The sequence below is a fragment of the Micromonospora sp. RV43 genome (assembly GCF_001029515.1).
Classification (GTDB): Bacteria; Actinomycetota; Actinomycetes; order Mycobacteriales; family Micromonosporaceae; genus Micromonospora; species Micromonospora aurantiaca.
Window position 1 is genome coordinate 13075 of the sequence record NZ_LEKG01000048.1, and the last position, 20239, is coordinate 33313.

Below are 20239 nucleotides of genomic sequence, written 5' to 3' on the forward strand. Positions count from 1 at the left end.
ACAGCTACCAGGGCCGATGGCGGCGTGCGCATGTCCGGTGACGCGAGGTGGCCCTCGAAACCTGTTACACCCTCTGGTGTCATTCGTGGCGAGCTGTAACACTGGCTGCATGTATGGCAACGACTTCGCCCCGCCGGAGGACGCTCCGGGCGGCGGCCTGCTCGGCGAGGTGGAGGCGGCGGAGGCGGCGCTGCGCGAGGCGGCGGCGCGCGCCCGGCGCGGAGGTCCGGCCCCGGACGAGGACGTCGAGGCGTACTTCGCCGACGTCATCAACGCGGACCAGAAGATCGAACCCCGCGACTGGATGCCCGAGGCGTACCGCAGGACGCTGATCCGGCAGATCGCCCAGCACGCCCACTCCGAGATCATCGGTATGCAGCCGGAGGGCAACTGGATCAGCCGGGCGCCCTCGCTCAAGCGCAAGGCGATCCTGCTGGCCAAGGTGCAGGACGAGGCCGGTCACGGCCTCTACCTCTACGCGGCCGCCGAGACGCTCGGGATCAGCCGCGACGAGCTGGTGGATCTGCTGCTCGACGGCCGGCAGAAGTACAGCTCGATCTTCAACTACCCGACCCTGACCTGGGCCGACGTGGGTGCGATCGGCTGGCTCGTGGACGGCGCGGCGATCGTCAACCAGGTGCCGCTGTGCCGCTGCTCCTACGGCCCGTACGCCCGGGCGATGATCCGGGTCTGCAAGGAGGAGTCGTTCCACCAGCGGCAGGGCTACGAGATCCTGCACACGCTGGCGCACGGCACCCCGGCGCAGAAGGCGATGGCCCAGGACGCGGTGGACCGCTGGTGGTACCCGTCACTTGCGATGTTCGGCCCGCCGGACGGCGACTCGACGCACAGCGCCCAGTCCATGGCCTGGAAGATCAAGCGTTTCTCCAACGACGAGCTGCGCCAGCGCTTCGTCGACATGTGCGTCGGCCAGGCGGAGGTGCTCGGCCTCACCCTCCCCGACCCGGACCTGCGCTGGAACGACGAGCGGCAGGCGTACGACTACACCCAGCCCGACTACGACGAGCTGATGCGGGTGATCAAGGGCAACGGGCCGTGCAACCGGGAGCGAATGGCGCACCGGCGCAAGGCGCACGCCGACGGCGCGTGGGTACGGGAGGCCGCCGCGGCGTACGCCGCGAAGCGGACGGCAAGAAAGGAACCGGTGGCGGCATGAGCGAACGCACCGAGCGGAGCGAGGGCCGTGAGGGCATGCCCAGCCAGCACGGCATGAACAGCGCGTCCTCTCCCCTGTGGGAGGTCTTCGTGCGGGCCCGCCGTGGCCTGTCGCACACCCACGTCGGCAGCCTGCACGCCCCCGACGCCGAGCTGGCCCTGCGCAACGCCCGGGATCTCTACACCCGCCGCCAGGAGGGCGTCTCCATCTGGGTGGTGCCGGCGAGCGCGATCACCGCGTCCAGCCCGGACGAGAAGGACGCGTTCTTCGACCCGGCCGCCGACAAGGTCTACCGCCACCCGACGTTCTACGAGGTCCCCGAAGGGGCTGCGCACCTATGAGCCTGTTCGACTTCACGCTGGCCGTCGGCGACGACGCGCTCATCGCTGCGCAGCGCCTCGGTGAGTGGACCTCCCGCGCGCCCGAGATGGAGGAGGACATCGCCCTCGCCAACATCGCCCTGGACCAGCTCGGCGCGGCGCGGCTGCTGCTCACGTACGCGGGCGAGCTGGAGGGCGCGGGCCGCGACGAGGACGACCTGGCCTACCTGCGCGACGACCGCGAGTTCCGCAACTGCCTGCTGGTCGAGCTGCCGAACGGCGACTTCGGTGTGACCATGGCGAAGCTGTTCTTCCTGGCCGCGTACCAGTCGCCGCTCTACACGGCGCTGGCCGGCTGCGCTGACGAGCGGCTGGCCGCGGTCGGGGCGAAGGCGCGCAAGGAGTCGGCGTACCACCTGGACCACGCCTCGCTGTGGGTGAAGCGGCTCGGCGACGGCACCGAGGAGTCGCACCGGCGCATGCAGGACGCGGTCGACCAGGTGTGGCCGTACGTCCACGAGCTGTTCGCCCCGGACCCGGCGGCGCCGGTCGACCCGTCCACCCTTCGGGCCGACTTCGACGCCACCGTGTCCGCCGTGCTGGACGAGGCCACGCTGATCCGGCCGGAGACGGGCTGGGCGCCCGGTGGCGGCCGGGACGGCCTGCACACCGAGCACCTCTCCTACCTGCTCGCCGAGATGCAGGTGCTGCACCGCGCCCACCCCGGAGCGAGCTGGTGAGCGCGAGGAGTGCAGCGGAGCGGAGCCCCGCAGTCGCGAACGGAGGGTGGCGCTGGTGACCGACGCCAGGGCGGCCGCGGCGGCGGTGGTGGACCCGGAGATCCGCGTCATCACCATCGACGAGCTGGGCATCCTGCGCGCGGTCGACGAGGAACCGGACACCGGCCGGGTCGTCGTCACCATCACCCCCACCTACACCGGCTGCCCGGCCATGGACGTGATCCGGGAGGACATCCGCCGGGCGCTGGCCGCCGCCGGGCACCCGGACGCCGAGGTCCGCACCGTCTACCACCCGGCGTGGAGCACCGACTGGATCTCCGAGGCCGGCCGGGCCAAGCTCGCCGCCGCCGGCATCGCCCCGCCCGCGCCGCGCGGCGACGACACGGTGGTGCCGCTGACCCTCGCCGTACGCTGTCCGCGCTGCGGGTCGCCGGAGACCACCCAGATCAGCCGCTTCGGCTCCACCGCGTGCAAGGCGCTGTGGCGCTGCCGCTCCTGTTCCGAACCCTTCGACCACCTGAAGGCGCTGTGACTGTCACCATCACCCGGCCGGTGCGCCGCCGGCCGGTCTTCCATCCGCTGCCCGTCGCCGCCGTGGACCGGCTCACCGACGACTCGGTGTCGATCACGTTCGCGGTACCGGAGGAGCTGCGCGAGACCTTCGCGTTCTCCGCCGGGCAGCACCTCACCGTCCGCCGCCCGGCCGACGGCGACGGCGAGGAGGTGCGGCGGTCGTACTCGATCTGCTCCACCCCCGACGAGCTGGCCCGGCACGGCCGGTTGCGGGTCGGGGTGCGTGAGGTTCCGGGTGGGGCGTTCTCCGCGTACGCCTGCGGCGCGCTGCGCGGCGGCGACACCGTCGAGGTGCTGCCGCCGCTGGGCCACTTCACCTCCGCGTTCACCCCGGACCGGGCCCGCCGGTACGGCGCGGTGGTCGCCGGTTCCGGCATCACCCCGGTCCTCGGGCTGGCCGCGACCGCGCTGGCGACCGAGCCGCGCAGCACGTTCACGCTCGTGTACGGCAACCGCACGGCGAACTCGGTGATGTTCGCCGAGGAGCTGGCCGACCTGAAGGACCGCTACCCGACCCGGCTGCACCTGGTGCACGTGCTGTCCCGGGAGATGGGCGAGTCGGCGCTGCTGTCCGGGCGGATCGACGCCGACCGGCTGACCCGGCTGCTCGACACCGTCGTACCCGGTGACGAGATCGAGGAGTGGTTCCTCTGCGGCCCGTACGGCATGGTGGTGGACGCCAAGGCGGTGCTCGCGGGTCGCGGCGTGCCGGACGCGGCGGTGCACACCGAGCTGTTCCACGTCGCCGCTCCGCCCGAGCCGGTGCGGCGCGAGACCGACCGGCCCGGGACCGGCACCGAGGTGACGATCCTGCTGGACGGGCGCTCGTCCAGTTTCACGATGGGCCGGGACGAGCGGGTGCTCGACGCGGCCCTGCGGGTGCGCGGCGAGTTGCCGTACGCCTGCAAGGGCGGGGTGTGCTCGACCTGCCGGGCCAAGGTGACGTCCGGTGAGGTGACGATGGCGCGCAACTACGCGCTGGAGCCCGACGAGGTGGCAGCCGGTTACGTGCTGACCTGCCAGTCCAGCCCGGTCACCGACGAACTCACTGTCGACTACGACGCCTAGCGGCGCCGCCGGTCAGAACACCACGGGCGGTGCCGTGGCGGCGCGGCCACGGGCCCGGCTGACGTGCCCGCGCCACCCGCCGACCAGCGCGAGCAGGGTCCATCCCGCCGCGCCGAGCACGAGCATGCCCCGCTTACCGGCCGGGTCCACGTCCCGCGCGTCGGCCAGTTCCACCTCGCCCCGCGGGTCGACGAGCACTGTCAGTCGCTGGCCGACCCGATAGCCGGGGGAACTGCCCCGGTAGACCAGTGGCTCGTCGAGCCGGCCGGTGTCGCCCTGGAGGACGAACTCGTGCCGCTTGCCGACGGTCTGCACGTCGGTGATGGTCACCTGCTGGGCGACGCCACGCTCCCGAAGCACCGACTCCGGGGCGAGCTGCACGGTGCCCACCAGCACGAACAGCGCAGGCAGCACCGACAGGAGGGTCAGCCACCAGCCCCGGTGCAGCAGGCGCAGGCCGACCGCGAAGGCGAGGCACCCGACCAGGGCGACGGAGATCGGCACCGCGATCGGCAGTCCCACGGTGAGGTGGGCGACCACCGCGCTGACCGCGATCACGGCGAGGCCGAGGCCGACGAGCACGGCGGTCATGGTGAGGGACCAGAGGGCGGAGCGGGCGCCGGCCACGCGTACGGGGGTGGGCGGCGGCGATACGACTGGCACGCCGAGAGCGTAGGCGGGCGGCGCCAGCGCTCCGCTTCCCGCAGTGGCGTTGCGGGTCGACCGCCGTCCGTGACGCGTAGAACGTTACGTCCTACACTTGCCTCATGGAGCAGATCGCCGTCCGGGAGCTGAATCAGCACACCAGCCGGGTGCTGGCGCGGGTGCGCGCCGGTGAGACGGTCGAGGTGACCGATCGGGGTGAGCCGATCGCCCGCCTCGTCCCGGTGCTGGCCGGTGACGCGCTTCTCGGCCGGTTGGTGGCCGAGGGCCGGGCCACGGCCCCGACCACGACCGGCCCGGTCCCGATGCCGCCGGTGCTCGGGGATCCCACGGTGGACGCGGCGGCCGCGCTGGTCGAGGCGCGCGACGAGGAGCGCTGGTGATCTACCTCGACTCGGCGGCGGTCATCAAGATGCTGCGGCGGGAGGCGGAGACGGCGGATCTGCTCGGCTGGCTGAACGAGCGCGCCGGCACCGCCTTGGTGTCGTCGGCCCTGGTCGAGGTGGAGGTGCCACGGGCGTTGCGTCGCGCCGCTCCACAGGCGCTGGTGGGTGTGCCCTCGGTGCTGGGACGTCTCTACCGGGTCGAGATCGACGCCACGGTCCGGGCGACAGCGGGCGCGTATCCGGAGCCGATGCTGCGCAGCCTGGACGCCGTTCACCTCGCCACCGCCGAGATCCTGGCCCGGCAGGCGGCGGCCGAGTTCGTCGCGTTCGTCACGTACGACAAGCGGCTGCTGGAGGCGGCCAAGGCGATCGGGCTGCCAGTGGCCAGTCCGGGCATGCCCTGACCGGGTGGGTCTCTCGTCACCGGGTGAGGAGTGGCGTTTCCCGCCGTCGGGCCCGCGACGTACGCTCGGGGATGTGACGGCGAACCGGGAGATCGACGACATCCTGCAACGCGGCGCGGACGGCGGGCGGATCACGCCCGAGGAGGCGCTGCTGCTCTACACCGACGCGCCCTTCCACGCGCTGGGCGAGGCGGCCGACGCGGTACGGCGGCGCCGCTACCCGGACAACATCGTCACGTACCTGATCGACCGCAACATCAACTACACGAACGTCTGCGTGACGGCGTGCAAGTTCTGCGCGTTCTACCGGGCACCCAAGCACAAGGAGGGGTGGACCCACCCGACCGAGGAGATCCTGCGCCGCTGCGGCGAGGCGGTCGAGCTGGGCGCCACCCAGGTCATGCTCCAGGGCGGGCACCACCCGGACTACGGCGTCGAGTACTACGAGGAGTTGTTCTCCTCGGTCAAGAAGGCGTACCCGCAGCTCGCCATCCACTCGATCGGCCCGAGCGAGATCCTGCACATGGCGAAGGTCTCCGGCGTGAGCCTGGACGAGGCCATCGCCCGGATCAAGACCGCCGGCCTGGACTCGATCGCCGGCGCCGGCGCCGAGATGCTGCCGGACCGGCCGCGTAAGGCGATCGCGCCGCTGAAGGAGTCCGGCGCGCGCTGGCTGGAGGTCATGGAGCTGGCGCACCGGCAGGGCCTGGAGTCGACGGCCACCATGATGATGGGCACCGGCGAGACGAACGCCGAGCGCATCGAGCACCTGCGGATGATCCGCGACGTGCAGGACCGTACCGGTGGTTTCCGGGCCTTCATCCCGTGGACGTACCAGCCGGAGAACAACCACCTGAAAGGCCGCACCCAGGCGACCACGCTGGAATATCTGCGCCTGGTCGCGGTGGCCCGCCTGTTCTTCGAGACGGTGCCGCACCTCCAGGCGTCCTGGCTGACCACCGGCAAGGACGTCGGGCAGCTCGCGTTGCACATGGGCGTGGACGACCTCGGCTCGATCATGCTGGAGGAGAACGTCATCTCCTCGGCCGGCGCCCGGCACCGGTCCAACCTGCACGAGCTGATCGGCATGATCCGGTCGGCCGACCGGATCCCGGCCCAGCGGGACACGCTCTACAACCGGCTCGCGGTGCACCACACGCCCGCCGACGACCCGAGCGACGACCGCGTCGTCTCGCACTTCTCGTCGATCGCCCTGCCCGGCGGCGGTGCCGGGAAGTCGCTGCCGCTGGTCGAGGTCAACTGACCCGGTCCCGCCGTTCCGCCGTTCGGCCGGTCGGTGTCCGTCGTGCGGCCGGAGCTCCGCCCGTTTCCGGTGAAGCTTCGGCCGGGGGTCTTCACCTGCGTGATCACCGGCGGCTAGCCTGCCCGCGCGACACCACCGATCCGGGCCGCGAGCAGGCAGGTAACAGGTCGGCGGCGACCCGGGTGAGCACGGCCCGGTGAGCCGACGACGCCATTACGCTGGCGGCGTCCGTCGGACCGTCGTCCTCCATCGGCCCATGAGGGCCGTTCACATAACGCACCGCGGCAGGGGCGGGATGGGTGACCATCCCGCCCCTGCTGTCTGCCGGGATCGATGGAATTCCCGCCGTCGGACGGTGGCGTGACGACGCGTCGCTCCGGTACCGTCCGTTCGTTCGGTACGTGATCACGTGTCCCTACCCCCGGGGGAACAATGACCTTCCGCTACCGGTCCACGCTGGCCCGCGCCGGCGTCGTGGCCCTGCTCTCCACCGCCGGTCTCGGCGCCGCCGCCGGCCCGGCACAGGCCGCCGACAAGGCCGACCTCCAGCTCATCCCGCTCAGCTACCAGCTCGCCAAGGGCGTCAGCGAGGCGAAGGCCAAGCCGTTCAAGTTCCAGGTGAACAACACCCTGGGGACCGTCGACGCGAAGGACGTCCGGGTCACCGTCGAGACGAAGGGCCTCAAGAACGCCAAGGTCGGCGTGCTGGTCCCGGCCGGCTGCGACATCCGTGGCACCACCTTCTCCTGCCTGCTCGGTGACCTGCCCGCCGGCACCACTGAGGACTTCGGTCTCCCGCTGTTCTCCACCGGCGGCAAGGGCGCGGCCGGCACGCTCACGGTCTCGATCAGCGCGGCGAACGGCGCCGGAGTGCTGGACACCATCGACCACGACATCACCGTCACCGAGCCGGGCTACGACCTCACGACCTGGGTGCAGGACGTGTACGCCGACGTGCGCGTGGACGGCGACGACGCCGACGAGTCCGGCCTGCGCCCGGTCCGGCCGGGCGGGACCGCGCCGCTGGACTGGGCCGTGTTCAACGACGGCAGCAAGCGCGCCACCGGCATCAAGTACGGGATCGCGCTGCCGGCCGGTGTCACCTTCGCGAAGCTGCCCGACGGCTGCGTCGAGCAGAACCTGGGTGGTTTCCTCAACGCGTACTGCGAGGACCTGGGCGCGGTGCTCAAGCCCGGCCAGTACTACACCGCCGACGTCCGGGTGACTGTCGGCGCGGACGTGACCGAGAAGCTGCTCCGGCCCGGCATCCTCTGGGCCGCGGGCCTGGACGCCGCCTCCGGTGCGCCCGAGGAGGAGCCGCGGGCCGCCAGCTCGGCGCAGCGGCGCGCGTTCGCCGAGACCGACGACGGTGACAACAGCGCGGTGTTCGACGTCTTCGTCGACCAGAGCCCGCAGTCGACCCCGAGCCCGACGCCGACCACCCAGCCGACCTCGACGCCGACCGCCCAGCCGACGCCGACCGGCGACGCGACGGCGGTGCCGACCCCGACCGCCGGTGGTGGCGCGGGTGGCGGTAGCGGCGACGGTGGCCTGCCGGTGACCGGTATGCAGGTCGGCCTGATCGGCGGCGTCGGCGCGGCCGTGCTCGCCGCCGGCGCGGCGCTGATGATGCTGTCCCGCCGCCGCAAGGTGGTCCTTGTCGCTCCGGGCGAGGAGCGCACCGGCGACTGACCGGGGAACCGATACGCGACCAGGGCGGGGTGGGTGACCACCCCGCCCTGTCGCGTACCCGGAGGGAGGCGGGGGCGACGCGGCTGGCAGAGTGGAGGGGTGAGCCGTACCCCGCAGGGCCAGCGCGCCAGCCTGGACAAGCAGCCGCACGAGGTCGCCGCGATGTTCGACGGTGTCGCGGCCCGCTACGACCTGACGAACACCGTCCTGTCGTTCGGCCAGGACCGGTCGTGGCGGCGGGCCACCCGGGCGGCGCTCGGGCTGCGGCCGGGCGAGCGGGTGCTGGACGTGGGTGCCGGCACCGGTGTGTCGACCGAGGAACTGGCCCACTCCGGGGCGTACGCGGTGGGTGCGGACCTGTCGCTGGGCATGCTGCACGCCGGAAAGCGCACCCGTCCGTCGGTGCCGCTGCTGGCCGGGGACGCGCTTCGGCTGCCGTTCGCCGACGCCAGCTTCGACGCGGTGACCATCTCCTTCGCGCTGCGCAACGTCAACGACACCGACGCGGCGCTGGCCGAGCTGGCCCGGGTGACCCGGCCGGGCGGGCGGCTCGTGGTCTGCGAGTTCAGCACTCCGGTGAACCCGGCGTTCCGCACCGTCTACCTGTCGTACCTGATGCGTTCGTTGCCGGCGGTGGCCCGCGCGGTGTCGAGCAACCCGGACGCCTACGTCTACCTGGCGGAGTCGATCCGGGCCTGGCCGGACCAGGCGGCGCTGGCCGCGCGGATCGGCGCGGCCGGCTGGGGCCGGGTGGCGTGGCGCAACCTGACCGGCGGCGTCGTGGCGCTGCACCGGGCAGTCCGAAACTGACCGCCCGGCCAGCGAACGCTGGTCATTTCGTGAATATCCGGTTTTGGTCTACTTTGTCCCGTAGGCTCGCCCCCATGACGGGACCAGACCAGGCCGCCACCGACGACGACGCCGCCGAGCTGATCGCGCAGCTCCGCGAGCTGGCCGGCGCGGATCCCGCCGATGTCCGGCAGGTCGTCGCCGAGGTGCTGGCCGCGCTGGACCGGGCCGCCGGTGGCGCGTTGCGCGACCACCTGCCCGAGGCCATCCGCCTCGACGCCGGGCTCGGACCGGCCGCGCAGGCGCGCCCCTGACCGGTCTCGACGCTCTTACCGGCGCGTTTCCGCGAAGTTAGGCCCCCCTCAGCGCGTACTGGTGTAACGCCGGTCATAGACTCCAACCGGATCGGCTTGTGAAGCATTTCACGAGCATGCGGGAGGAGGCGCGGATGACCGCGGTGGAGAACGACGCCGACGTCATCGTCGTGGGCGCCGGTCCCGGAGGATCGGCCACGGCGTACCACCTGGCGCGGCACGGCGTACGCGTGCTGCTGCTGGAGAAGACGGAGTTTCCCCGGGAGAAGGTCTGCGGTGACGGGCTCACGCCCCGCGCCGTACGGCAGCTGATCCGGATGGGCGTGGACACCTCGCCCGAGGCGGGCTGGCTGCACAACAAGGGCCTGCGGGTGATCGGCGGCGGCATACGCCTGGAACTGGACTGGCCCGACCTGGCCAGCTTCCCCAACTACGGCCTGGTGCGCACCCGGCTCGACTTCGACGACCTGCTCGCCCAGCGTGCGGTCGCCGCCGGGGCGAAGCTGCAGACCAGCGTCAACGTCCTCGGGCCGGTGCTCGGCGCCGACGACCGGGTGATCGGCGTGCAGGCCGAGGTCGGCCCGGACAAGGAACCCGCCACGTTCCACGCGCCGCTCGTGGTCGCCGCCGACGGCGTCTCCGGCCGCTTCCCGCTCGCACTCGGGCTCGCCAAGCGGGAGGACCGCCCGATCGGCGTGGCCGTCCGCCGCTACTACCGCTCGCCCGCCAAGCACGACGACGACTACCTGGAGTCCTGGCTGGAGCTGCGGGCCAAGGGCAGCGACGCACTGCTGCCCGGCTACGGCTGGATCTTCGGCCTCGGCGACGGCCGGGTGAACGTCGGCCTGGGCGTGCTGAACTCCTCCTCGGCGTTCGGCAAGACGAACTACCGCAAGCTGCTCACCGACTGGCTCGCGAACACCCCCGAGGACTGGGGGATGACCGACGAGTCCAACGCGGAGGGTCCGATCCTCGGCGCCGCGCTGCCGATGGGCTTCAACCGCGTGCCGCACTACACCCGCGGCGTGCTGCTCGTCGGTGACTCCGGCGGCATGGTCAACCCGTTCAACGGCGAGGGCATCGCGTACGCGATGGAGTCGGGCGAGATGGCCGCGGAGGTCGTGGTGCAGGCGCTCGCCCGCCCGGCCGGCGCGGAGCGGGAGCGGGCGCTGATGGCGTACCCGCAGGAGCTGAAGGCCCGCTTCGGCGGCTACTACCGCCTCGGCGGCGTCTTCGTGAAGCTCATCGGGCGCCCCGAGATCATGCGGATGGCGACCAAGCACGGCATGCCGCACCCGATGCTCATGCGTTTCGTGCTCAAGCTGCTGGCCAACCTGACCGACCCGCGCGGCGGGGACGCGATGGACCGGGTCATCAACGCGATGACGAAGGTGGCTCCGGCCGTGTAGAAGACGACCGGCCCGAGGCGGAACGTCCACGGGCCGGACAGAGATCGACCCCCGCCGACCGAGGTCGTGAGGGACGTGAATAGTGTGATTTTGGCCAACCACCGAGGTCAGGGAAGGACGAGCAGGGGACAACGATGACGCTCTCTCCTTACGCACCCATCATCGGGCTGTTCGCCCTCGCTGCGGCGTTCGCGCTGTTCTCCGTGGCCGCTGCCCGACTCGCCGGCCCGCGGCGTCTGAACAAGGCCAAGCTCGAGGCGTACGAGTGTGGCATCGAGCCGAGCCCGCAGCCGGTCGGCGGCGGCCGGTTCCCGATCAAGTTCTACCTGACGGCGATGCTCTTCATCGTCTTCGACATCGAGATCATCTTCCTCTACCCCTGGGCGGTCTCCTTCGACGCCCTGCCGATCTTCGGCTTCGTGGAGATGGTCCTGTTCATCGTCGCGGTCTTCGTCGCGTACGCCTATGTCTGGCGTCGCGGCGGCCTGGACTGGGACTGAGGAGGTAGCAGATGGGCATCGAGGAGAAGCTCCCCTCCGGCGTCCTGCTCACCAGCGTCGAGAAGCTGGTCAACTGGACGCGGAAGACCTCGGTCTGGGGCGCCACGTTCGGTCTGGCCTGCTGCGCCATCGAGATGATGGCGGCAGGCGGTCCGCACTACGACATGGGCCGCTGGGGCATGGAGGTCTTCCGCGCCTCGCCCCGCCAGGCGGACCTGATGATCGTGGCCGGCCGGGTGAGCCAGAAGATGGCCCCGGTCCTGCGCCAGATCTACGACCAGATGGCCGAGCCCCGCTGGGTCATCTCGATGGGCGTCTGCGCCAGCAGCGGCGGCATGTTCAACAACTACGCCATCGTGCAGGGCGTCGACCACGTCGTACCGGTCGACATGTACCTCCCCGGCTGCCCGCCCCGGCCGGAGATGCTCATCGACGCGGTGCTCAAGCTGCGCGAGAAGATCATGCACGAGCCGCTGGGCCCGAACGGCCGCAAGATGCTGGAGGCCCGCCAGGCGCGCGGCGACGTGCCGGTGGTGCCGTACGGCTCGATGCCCTCGTCGTACCGCAGCGACAAGGCCCGGCGTGCCGAGTGGACGAAGGCGGTCCGCGAGGGGCGTGAGGAGCAGCTGCGGATCGAGAACTGGATGAAGGCGCAGAACCACCTTCAGGCGTCGCATAGGGGCCCGAAATGAGCAACGACAAGAACAACGACGGCGGGGTGCCGGTACCCACCACCCCGGTCGGTGCCAGCTCCACCGCCCCGGCGGAGTACCCGCCGGCCAGCCCGGCCGGCCGGGGCATGTTCGGCAACCAGGGCACCGGCGACGTCTCCGGCTACGGCGGCCTGGTCCGCCCGCGCAAGCCCATCGAGGAGGCGGCCCGGCCGTACGGGAGCTACTTCGACGAGGTGCGGGACGCGCTGGAGGAGGCGTACCCGGACTTCGGCGACGCGATCGAGAAGGTCGTGGTCGACCGGGGCGAGCTGACCCTGCACGTCCGCCCGGAGCGGATCGCCGAGGTCTGCCAGGTGATGCGCGACGACCTCGCGCTGCGCTTCGAGCTGCTCTCGTCGGTGTCCGGTGTGGACTACCTGGGCGCGCAGGAGCGCCGCCTGCACGTGGTCTACCACCTGACCTCGATGACCTACCGCCGCAGCGTCCGGCTGGAGGTGGCGGTCTCCGTCGAGGAGCCGCACGTCCCGAGCGTCACCGCCGTCTACCCGACCGCCGACTGGCAGGAACGGGAGACGTACGACATGTTCGGCGTCGTCTTCGACGGCCACCCCGCCCTGACCCGGATCCTCATGCCGGACGACTGGGAGGGGCACCCGCAGCGCAAGGACTACCCGCTGGGCGGCGTCCCCGTCGAGTACAAGGGTGCGGAGATCCCCCCGCCGGACCGTAGGAGGTCGTACCAATGACCACGTCGAACTACGCGACCGAGCGCGAGACGACCGAGGGCAAGGTCTTCACCGTCACCGGCGGGGACTGGGACGAGGTCGTCTCCGGCACGGACCCGATCAACGACGAGCGGATCGTCGTCAACATGGGTCCGCAGCACCCGTCCACCCACGGCGTGCTCCGGCTGGTCCTGGAGCTGGAGGGCGAGACGGTCCGCGAGGCCCGCTCGGTCATCGGCTACCTGCACACCGGCATCGAGAAGAACCTGGAGTACCGCAACTGGGTCCAGGGTTCGACGTTCGTGACCCGGATGGACTACCTCTCGCCGCTGTTCAACGAGACGGCGTACGCGCTCGCGGTGGAGAAGCTGCTCGGCATCACCGACGACATCACCGAGCGGGCCACCACCATCCGTGTGCTGATGATGGAGCTCAACCGGGTCTCGTCGCACCTTGTCTGGCTGGCGACCACCGCCATGGAGCTGGGCGCGATCAACATGATGCTGTACGGCTTCCGCGAGCGGGAGTACGTCCTCGACATCTTCGAGACCATCACCGGTCTGCGGATGAACCACGCGTACGTGCGGCCGGGCGGTGTGGCGCAGGACGTGCCGGACGACGCGATCCGCAAGATCCGCGACTTCCTCCAGCTCATGCCGAAGCGGCTCAAGGAGTACGAGAACCTGCTGTCCGGCCAGCCGATCTGGCTGGAGCGTACGCAGCACGTCGCGGTGCTCGACGTGACCGCCTGCATGGCGCTCGGCGTCACCGGCCCGGTGCTGCGGTCCGCGGGCCTCGCCTGGGACCTGCGCAAGACCATGCCGTACTGCGGATACGAGACGTACGAGTTCGACGTGCCGACCCACACCGACGGTGACGTGTGGGGCCGCTACCTGGTCCGGGTGGCGGAGATCCGCGAGTCGCTGAAGCTGATCGAGCAGGCGCTGGACCGTCTGAAGCCCGGCCCGGTGATGGTGTCCGACAAGAAGATCGCCTGGCCGGCGCAGCTCGCCATCGGCGTGGACGGCATGGGCAACTCGCTGGAGCACGTCGCCAAGATCATGGGTCAGTCGATGGAGTCGCTGATCCACCACTTCAAGCTCGTCACCGAGGGCTTCCGGGTTCCGCCGGGCCAGGTGTACGTCGGCATCGAGTCGCCCCGTGGCGAGCTGGGCGTGCACGCGGTGTCCGACGGCGGCACCCGGCCCTACCGGGTGCACTACCGGGAGCCGAGCTTCGTCAACCTCCAGGCCCTCCCGGCGATGGCCGAGGGCGGCCTGATCGCCGACGTGATCGCCGGCGGCGCCTCGCTGGACCCCGTGATGGGTGGTTGTGACCGATGAGCTTTTCCGAAACGACTCGCACCCGGGCGCGGGAGATCATCGCCCGGTACCCGGCGGACCGGTCCCGCTCGGCGCTGCTGCCGCTGCTGCACCTGGTCCAGTCCGAGGAGGGCTACGTCTCCCCGGCCGGTGTCGAGTTCTGCGCCGAGGTGCTCGGGCTCAACAAGGCCCAGGTCGGCGCCGTCGCCACCTTCTACACCATGTACAAGCGCAAGCCCACCGGTGACTACCTGGTGAGCGTCTGCACCAACACCATGTGCGACGTGCTCGGCGGGCAGAAGGTCTACGACACCCTGGCCGAGCACCTCGGCGTCGGGCACGAGGAGACCACCGCCGACGGGAAGATCACCCTGGAGCACGCCGAGTGCCTGGCGGCGTGCGACTACGGCCCGGTGATGACAGTCAACTACGACTTCTTCGACAACGTGGAGCCGCAGGCCGCGCTCGACGTGGTCGAGGAGCTGCGCGCCGGCGGCCGGCCGATGCCGACCCGTGGCGCGCGGCTGTGCACGCTCAAGGAGATGGCGGTCCAGCTCGCCGGTTTCGCCGACGAGCGCGACGGCGCGGTGGCCGACGGCGGGCCGGGCGAGCCGAGCCTGCGCGGCCTGCGCCTGGCCGAGCAGCACGGCGTCTCGGTACCGGGCTTCGACCCGAAGACCCCGATCCGCAGCAAGGCCGAGGCCGACCGGGCCGCCGCCGAGGCGAAGGCGAAGGCCGAGGCCGCCAAGCCGGCCCCCGCGCCCGAGCCGGCCGAGCCGGAGGCGGCCACCGGCAGCACCGCGCCGGACGTGAAGGCGCCGGACGACAAGTCGCCGCAGGTGCGTACCGCCGAGACCCGGCAGCCGGACGCGAGCACCCCGGTGCCGGACGCGCCCGGCACCAAGGTCCCGGTGGACGGCCCGGCCCCGGCACCGCGCGACGCGCGGGCGGCGGAGGCGGCCGGCGTGGCGGCGAACCCGCCGGCCGGCGACGGCAAGCCCGCCGGCGACGCGGCCGGCGCGCAGGAGCGCAACCTCAAGGAAGCGGAATCCGGTACGGGCGCGGACGGCGCCGACCCGGCGGACGCGAGCGGAACGGGGGTCCGGAAGTGACCACTCCTCGGCCGGAGACGCTGGCCAAGCTCACGCCGGTGCTCACCAAGCGCTGGCTCTCGCCGGACGCGTGGCGGCTCGGCACCTACGAGAAGCTGGACGGCTACGCCGCCCTGCGCAAGGCGCTCAAGGCGCACCCGGACGACCTGATCCAGCTGATCAAGGACTCCGGACTGCGCGGGCGAGGCGGCGCGGGCTTCCCGACCGGTCTCAAGTGGGGGTTCATCCCGCAGGGCGACGGCAAGCCGCACTACCTGGTGGTGAACGCCGACGAGGGCGAGCCGGGCACCTGCAAGGACCTGCCGCTGATGACCCACGACCCGCACTCGCTCGTCGAGGGCGTCATCATCGCCTCGTACGCGATCCGGGCCAACCGGGCGTACATCTACATCCGCGGTGAGGCGGTGCACGCCGCCCGGCGGCTGCGCAGCGCCGTCGACGAGGCGTACGCCAAGGGTTATCTCGGCCGGAACGTCCTCGGCTCGGGCTTCGACCTGGACCTGGTGGTGCACTCCGGCGCCGGGGCGTACATCTGCGGTGAGGAGACCGCGCTGCTGGACTCGCTGGAGGGCTTCCGCGGCCAGCCCCGGCTGCGCCCGCCGTTCCCGGCGACCCACGGCCTGTACGCCAGCCCGACCGTGGTCAACAACGTCGGCACCATCGCCAGCGTGCCGTACATCGTGCTCGGTGGCGCGGACTGGTGGAAGACGATGGGCACGGAGAAGTCGTCCGGCCCGATGATCTACTCGCTGTCCGGCCGGATCGCCGACCCGGGCCAGTACGAGTGCTCGATGGGCATCACGCTGCGCGAGCTGATCGAGCTGGCCGGCGGCATGAAGCCCGGGCACAACCTGAAGTTCTGGACCCCGGGTGGCTCGTCGACGCCGCTGCTGACCGCCGAGCACCTGGACGTGCCGCTGGACTTCGAGGGGGTGGCGGCGGCCGGCTCGATCCTGGGCACCACCGCCACGCAGATCTTCTCCGACCAGGACTGCCCGGTGTACGCGACCTACCGGTGGCTGGAGTTCTACCACCACGAGTCGTGCGGCAAGTGCACCCCGTGCCGGGAGGGCAACTACTGGATGGTCCGGGTCTACCGGCGCATCCTGGCCGGCCAGGGCACCCACGAGGACCTGGACACCCTGCTCGACACCTGCGACAACATCCTCGGCCGCTCGTTCTGCGGTCTCGGTGACGGCGCGACCAGCTCGGTGACCTCGTCGCTGAAGTACTTCAAGCAGGACTACCTCGACTACATCGAGGGACGTACCGCTCCGAAGCTCTCCGACAAGTCTCTGGTTGGAGCTCACTGATGACCGACGTAGCCAAGCAGACCGAGACCGTCACGCTGACCATCGACGGCGTCGAGGTCACCGCGCCCAAGGGCGCGCTGCTGATCCGCGTCGCCGAGCAGCTCGGCACCGAGATCCCGCGCTTCTGCGACCACCCGCTGCTGGCCCCGGCCGGCGCCTGCCGGCAGTGCCTGGTGGAGGTGGAGGGCCAGCGCAAGCCGGTCGCCTCCTGCACCCAGACCGTCGCCGACGGCATGGTGGTGCGGACGCAGCTCACCTCCCCGGTCGCCAAGAAGGCCCAGGAGGGTGTGATGGAGCTGCTGCTCCTCAACCACCCCCTGGACTGCCCGATGTGCGACAAGGGCGGCGAGTGCCCGCTGCAGAACCAGGCGATGTCCACCGGCCGGACGGACTCGCGGTTCCACGAGCACAAGCGGGAGTACCCGAAGCCGCTGCCGATCAGCACCCAGGTGCTGCTCGACCGCGAGCGCTGCGTGCTCTGCCAGCGGTGCACCCGGTTCTCCGAGGAGATCGCCGGCGACAAGTTCATCGACCTGATGGGACGCTCCTCGCACGAGGAGATCAACATCTACCGGGACGACGCGTACGGCGAGGAGGGCGACGAGGGGGACGTCCCGTTCAACTCGTACTTCTCCGGCAACACCGTGCAGATCTGCCCGGTGGGCGCGCTGACCGGCACCCAGTACCGGTTCCGGGCCCGCCCGTTCGACCTGGTCTCCACGCCCAGCGTCTGCGAGCACTGCTCGGCCGGCTGCGCGCAGCGCACCGACTGGCGGCGCGGCAAGGTGCTGCGCCGGCTGGCCGGCGACGACCCGGCGGTGAACGAGGAGTGGAACTGCGACAAGGGCCGCTGGGGCTTCCAGTACACCCGCGCGTTCGACCGGATCAGCACGCCGATGGTGCGCGACGAGAAGACCGGTGAGCTGCGCGAGGCGTCCTGGAGCGAGGCGCTGACCCGGGCCGCCGAGGGGCTGCGCGCGGCCCGCGACGGCGCGACCGGCACGGCGGTGCTGACCGGCGGCCGGCTGACGGTCGAGGACGCCTACGCGTACGCGAAGTTCGCCCGGATCGCGCTGCACACGAACGACATCGACTTCCGGTCCCGCCCGGTCTCCCGCGAGGAGGCCGACTTCCTGGCCAGCAGCGTCGCCGGGGTCACCGACGTGACCTACACGGACGTGGAGAACGCGCCCGCCGTGGTGCTCGTCGGCCTGGAGCCGGAGGAGGAGTGCCCGATCCTCTTCCTGCGGCTGCGCAAGGCGTACCTGAAGAAGAAGCTCACCGTGTACGCGCTCGCGCCGTTCGCCACGCGCGGCCTGGAGAAGCTCGGGGCCAAGCTGGCCCGGGTGGTGCCCGGCGAGGAGGCCGGCGTGCTGGCCGAGCACGCCACGGTGGCCGAGGCGCTGGGTCAGCCCGGCGCGATCCTGATCGTCGGCGAGCGCCTGGCCGAGGTGCCGGGCGGCCTGTCGGCGGCGGCGGACGTCGCCCGGCGTACCGGTGCCCGGCTGGTCTGGGTGCCGCGGCGCGCGGGTGACCGCGGTGCTGTCGACGCGGGCTGCCTGCCCAACCTGCTCCCCGGCGGCCGGGTCGTCACCGAGCCGGCCGCGCGCGCGGAGCTGGGCGAGGCGTGGGACATCCCGGCCGGGGTGATCCCCAGCCAGGCCGGCCGCGACACCGACGGCATCCTCACCGCCGCCGCGAACGGACAGATCGGCGCCCTGGTGGTGGCCGGCGTCGACCCGGCCGACCTGGCCGACCCGCGCCTGGCCGAGTCCGCACTGGACGCGGTGCCGTTCCTGGTCAGCCTGGAACTGCGGATGAGCGCGGTGTCCCGCCGCGCCGACGTGGTCCTGCCGGTCGCGCCGGTGGTCGAGAAGGCCGGCAGCTTCCTGGACTGGGAGGGCCGGCTGCGCACGTTCGAGAAGGTGCTGGACACCGGCGCGATGACCGACGCCCGCATCCTCGACGCGATCGCCGCGCAGCTCGACGTGCGGCTCGGCACCGGTGACGTGCCGAGCATCCGGCGCGAGCTGGGCGCGCTGCCGCGCACCCGGGGCGAGCGGCCGTCGGCGCCCTCGGTCGAGCCGGCCGCCGTGCGGCAGCCCGGACCGGGCGAGGCGGTCCTCGCCACCTGGCACCAGCTGATCGACCTGGGCAGCCTCACCGACGGCGACGAGCACCTCGCCGGCACCGCCCGCCCGCCGGTGGTCCGGCTCGGCAAGGGCACCGCCGAGGCGCTGGGTGTGGCCGACGGCGACCCGGTCACGGTGGGCACCGACCGCGGCGCGATCACGCTGCCGGCGGCGATCACCGAGATGCCCGACGGCGTCGTCTGGCTGCCGACCAACTCACCCGGCTCCACCGTGCGGCGCGGCCTCGGCGCGACGTCCGGCGACGTGGTGAGCGTCTCCGCAGTCGGGAACGAAAGGTGGGTGCAGTGAACCCCGTCATCCTCGCGGCGCAGGACCCGACGCTTGCCGACTTCGGCAAGGACCCGTGGTGGCTGGTCCTCGGCAAGATCCTGTTCGCGTTCGTCGTCGCCGTGGCGGCCACGCTGCTCGGCGTCTGGTTCGAGCGCCGGGTCGTGGGCCGCATGGCGGTGCGGCCCGGCCCCAACCAGGCCGGTCCGTTCGGTCTGCTCCAGACGCTCGCCGACGGCGTGAAGCTGGCCTTCAAGGAGGACATCCTCCCGCGCAAGGCCGACAAGGTCGTCTACTTCTTCGCCCCGGTGATCTCGGTGGTCTGCGCGGTCACCGCGCTGTCGGTGATCCCGTTCGGGCCGATGGTGAGCATCTTCGGGCACCGGACGCCGCTGCAGGTCACCGACGTGTCGGTGGCGGTGCTGGTGGTGCTGGCCTTCTCCTCGCTCGCCGTGTACGGCATCGTGCTCGGCGGCTGGGCCAGCGGCTCCACCTACCCGCTGCTCGGCGGCCTCCGCTCGGCGGCCCAGCTGGTCTCGTACGAGGTCACCATGGGCCTGAGCGTGGTCGCGGTGTTCATGACCGCGGGCACCATGTCGACGAGCGGGATCGTCGCCGCGCAGGGTGACGGCACCCGGCTGAGCATCGGCGGCTTCGACCTCGCCGCGCCCGGCTGGTACGCGATCCTGCTGCTGCCCAGCTTCATCATGTTCTTCATCGCCATCGTCGGTGAGACGAACCGGGCGCCGTTCGACCTGCCCGAGGCGGAGTCGGAGCTGGTGGCCGGTTTCCAGACCGAGTACAGCTCGCTGAAGTTCGCGCTGTTCATGCTCAGCGAGTACGTCGCGATGGTGACCATGTCGGCGTTCACCGTGACGCTGTTCCTCGGCGGCTGGCACGCGCCGTGGCCGATCACGATCTGGTCGGGCGCCAACGAGGGCTGGTGGCCGATGCTGTGGTTCTTCGGCAAGGTCATCATGCTGGTGTTCGTCTTCGTCTGGCTGCGCGGCACGCTGCCCCGGCTCCGGTACGACCAGTTCATGCGGTTCGGCTGGAAGGTGCTGCTGCCGCTGAACCTGGTCTGGATCATGGTGCTTGCCGGGCTGCGCTCGATCGAGGACTGGCAGACCCGGGACCGGCTGCTCGTCACCGCCGTCGGCGCGGGCGTGCTGCTGCTGGCCACGCTCTTCTGGCCGTCGCGGAAGAAGGAGCCGAAGCCGTCGCTCCAGGAGCAGGCGGACACCCGGCCGTACGGCAGCTTCCCGCTGCCGCCGATGGATCTTCAGGTTCCGCCGAGCCCGCGTACGAAGCGCGTGCTCGCCGAGCGGGAGCCGGCCAACGTGGTCGCCGGCCCGGACTCCAGGGAGGTGTGAC

At 71.5% G+C, this 20239-nt stretch carries 21 protein-coding genes; 20 read left to right on the plus strand and 1 reads right to left on the minus strand.

Annotated features, from left to right (window positions below):
- Positions 1 to 109 precede the first annotated feature (109 nt).
- The 5 genes from paaA to paaE are packed head-to-tail and all read left to right on the plus strand — an operon-like array spanning position 110 to position 3878.
- A complete protein-coding gene (gene paaA, locus ABD52_RS14305) occupies positions 110 to 1177 on the plus strand; it encodes a 1,2-phenylacetyl-CoA epoxidase subunit PaaA (RefSeq protein ID WP_047892130.1) in 1068 nt (355 codons plus the stop codon).
- Positions 1178 to 1230: 53 nt separating this feature from the next.
- Positions 1231 to 1518, plus strand: coding sequence for a 1,2-phenylacetyl-CoA epoxidase subunit PaaB (gene paaB / locus ABD52_RS14310; RefSeq protein ID WP_013283588.1), 288 nt, complete (start codon positions 1231 to 1233; stop codon positions 1516 to 1518).
- Entirely contained in the window at positions 1515 to 2237 is a 723-nt protein-coding gene (gene paaC, locus ABD52_RS14315) for a 1,2-phenylacetyl-CoA epoxidase subunit PaaC (protein WP_013283589.1), read from the plus strand. The genes paaB and paaC overlap by 4 nt, the downstream gene beginning before the upstream one ends.
- Before the next feature lie 55 nt (positions 2238 to 2292).
- Positions 2293 to 2769, plus strand: coding sequence for a 1,2-phenylacetyl-CoA epoxidase subunit PaaD (paaD, locus tag ABD52_RS14320; protein WP_013283590.1), 477 nt, complete (start codon positions 2293 to 2295; stop codon positions 2767 to 2769).
- The gene (paaE, locus tag ABD52_RS14325; protein ID WP_047892132.1) at positions 2766 to 3878 is read left to right on the plus strand and encodes a 1,2-phenylacetyl-CoA epoxidase subunit PaaE; all 1113 of its coding nucleotides are present in this window, start codon (positions 2766 to 2768) and stop codon (positions 3876 to 3878) included. Before paaD ends, paaE begins: the two co-directional genes overlap by 4 nt.
- Positions 3879 to 3890: 12 nt before the next feature.
- On the opposite strand, the gene ABD52_RS14330 is transcribed toward paaE, so the two are convergent.
- On the minus strand, positions 3891 to 4541 hold the full coding sequence (locus tag ABD52_RS14330; RefSeq protein WP_235437464.1) for a hypothetical protein: 651 nt from the start codon (positions 4539 to 4541) through the stop codon (positions 3891 to 3893).
- A gap of 104 nt (positions 4542 to 4645) precedes the next feature.
- On the opposite strand from ABD52_RS14330, the gene ABD52_RS14335 reads away from it, so the two are divergent.
- From ABD52_RS14335 to nuoH, 15 genes are all read left to right on the plus strand, one after another.
- Positions 4646 to 4924, plus strand: a complete 279-nt coding sequence (locus ABD52_RS14335) for a type II toxin-antitoxin system Phd/YefM family antitoxin (RefSeq protein ID WP_013283593.1) — start codon at positions 4646 to 4648, stop codon at positions 4922 to 4924.
- Positions 4921 to 5331 (plus strand): type II toxin-antitoxin system VapC family toxin, encoded by a 411-nt coding sequence (locus ABD52_RS14340; RefSeq protein ID WP_030273584.1) that lies wholly within the window; start codon positions 4921 to 4923, stop codon positions 5329 to 5331. The genes ABD52_RS14335 and ABD52_RS14340 overlap by 4 nt, the downstream gene beginning before the upstream one ends.
- 73 nt (positions 5332 to 5404) lie before the next feature.
- Positions 5405 to 6595, plus strand: coding sequence for a cyclic dehypoxanthinyl futalosine synthase (mqnC, locus tag ABD52_RS14345; RefSeq protein ID WP_013283595.1), 1191 nt, complete (start codon positions 5405 to 5407; stop codon positions 6593 to 6595).
- A gap of 432 nt (positions 6596 to 7027) precedes the next feature.
- On the plus strand, positions 7028 to 8287 hold the full coding sequence (locus ABD52_RS14350; RefSeq protein ID WP_047892133.1) for a hypothetical protein: 1260 nt from the start codon (positions 7028 to 7030) through the stop codon (positions 8285 to 8287).
- A gap of 99 nt (positions 8288 to 8386) precedes the next feature.
- Positions 8387 to 9097: a demethylmenaquinone methyltransferase gene (locus tag ABD52_RS14355; protein WP_013283598.1), complete on the plus strand. Its 711-nt coding sequence runs from the start codon at positions 8387 to 8389 to the stop codon at positions 9095 to 9097.
- 74 nt (positions 9098 to 9171) lie between these two features.
- Entirely contained in the window at positions 9172 to 9390 is a 219-nt protein-coding gene (locus tag ABD52_RS14360; protein WP_030273586.1) for a hypothetical protein, read from the plus strand.
- Positions 9391 to 9524: 134 nt separating this feature from the next.
- The gene (locus ABD52_RS14365; RefSeq protein ID WP_030273587.1) at positions 9525 to 10799 is read left to right on the plus strand and encodes a geranylgeranyl reductase family protein; all 1275 of its coding nucleotides are present in this window, start codon (positions 9525 to 9527) and stop codon (positions 10797 to 10799) included.
- 134 nt (positions 10800 to 10933) lie between these two features.
- Positions 10934 to 11299, plus strand: a complete 366-nt coding sequence (locus tag ABD52_RS14370; RefSeq protein ID WP_013283601.1) for an NADH-quinone oxidoreductase subunit A — start codon at positions 10934 to 10936, stop codon at positions 11297 to 11299.
- Between the two features lie 11 nt (positions 11300 to 11310).
- A complete protein-coding gene (locus tag ABD52_RS14375; RefSeq protein WP_013283602.1) occupies positions 11311 to 11991 on the plus strand; it encodes an NADH-quinone oxidoreductase subunit B family protein in 681 nt (226 codons plus the stop codon).
- Positions 11988 to 12719, plus strand: a complete 732-nt coding sequence (locus ABD52_RS14380) for an NADH-quinone oxidoreductase subunit C (protein ID WP_013473555.1) — start codon at positions 11988 to 11990, stop codon at positions 12717 to 12719. Before ABD52_RS14375 ends, ABD52_RS14380 begins: the two co-directional genes overlap by 4 nt.
- The gene (locus tag ABD52_RS14385; RefSeq protein ID WP_013283604.1) at positions 12716 to 14041 is read left to right on the plus strand and encodes an NADH-quinone oxidoreductase subunit D; all 1326 of its coding nucleotides are present in this window, start codon (positions 12716 to 12718) and stop codon (positions 14039 to 14041) included. The genes ABD52_RS14380 and ABD52_RS14385 overlap by 4 nt, the downstream gene beginning before the upstream one ends.
- The gene (gene nuoE, locus ABD52_RS14390; protein WP_013283605.1) at positions 14038 to 15132 is read left to right on the plus strand and encodes an NADH-quinone oxidoreductase subunit NuoE; all 1095 of its coding nucleotides are present in this window, start codon (positions 14038 to 14040) and stop codon (positions 15130 to 15132) included. The genes ABD52_RS14385 and nuoE overlap by 4 nt, the downstream gene beginning before the upstream one ends.
- Complete coding sequence (gene nuoF, locus ABD52_RS14395; RefSeq protein WP_047892134.1) at positions 15129 to 16445, plus strand: NADH-quinone oxidoreductase subunit NuoF; 1317 nt, start codon at positions 15129 to 15131, stop codon at positions 16443 to 16445. The genes nuoE and nuoF overlap by 4 nt, the downstream gene beginning before the upstream one ends.
- Complete coding sequence (locus ABD52_RS14400) at positions 16445 to 18886, plus strand: NADH-quinone oxidoreductase subunit G (RefSeq protein WP_047892135.1); 2442 nt, start codon at positions 16445 to 16447, stop codon at positions 18884 to 18886. Before nuoF ends, ABD52_RS14400 begins: the two co-directional genes overlap by 1 nt.
- Positions 18883 to 20238: an NADH-quinone oxidoreductase subunit NuoH gene (nuoH, locus tag ABD52_RS14405; RefSeq protein WP_013283608.1), complete on the plus strand. Its 1356-nt coding sequence runs from the start codon at positions 18883 to 18885 to the stop codon at positions 20236 to 20238. The genes ABD52_RS14400 and nuoH overlap by 4 nt, the downstream gene beginning before the upstream one ends.
- Position 20239: the final 1 nt, after the last annotated feature.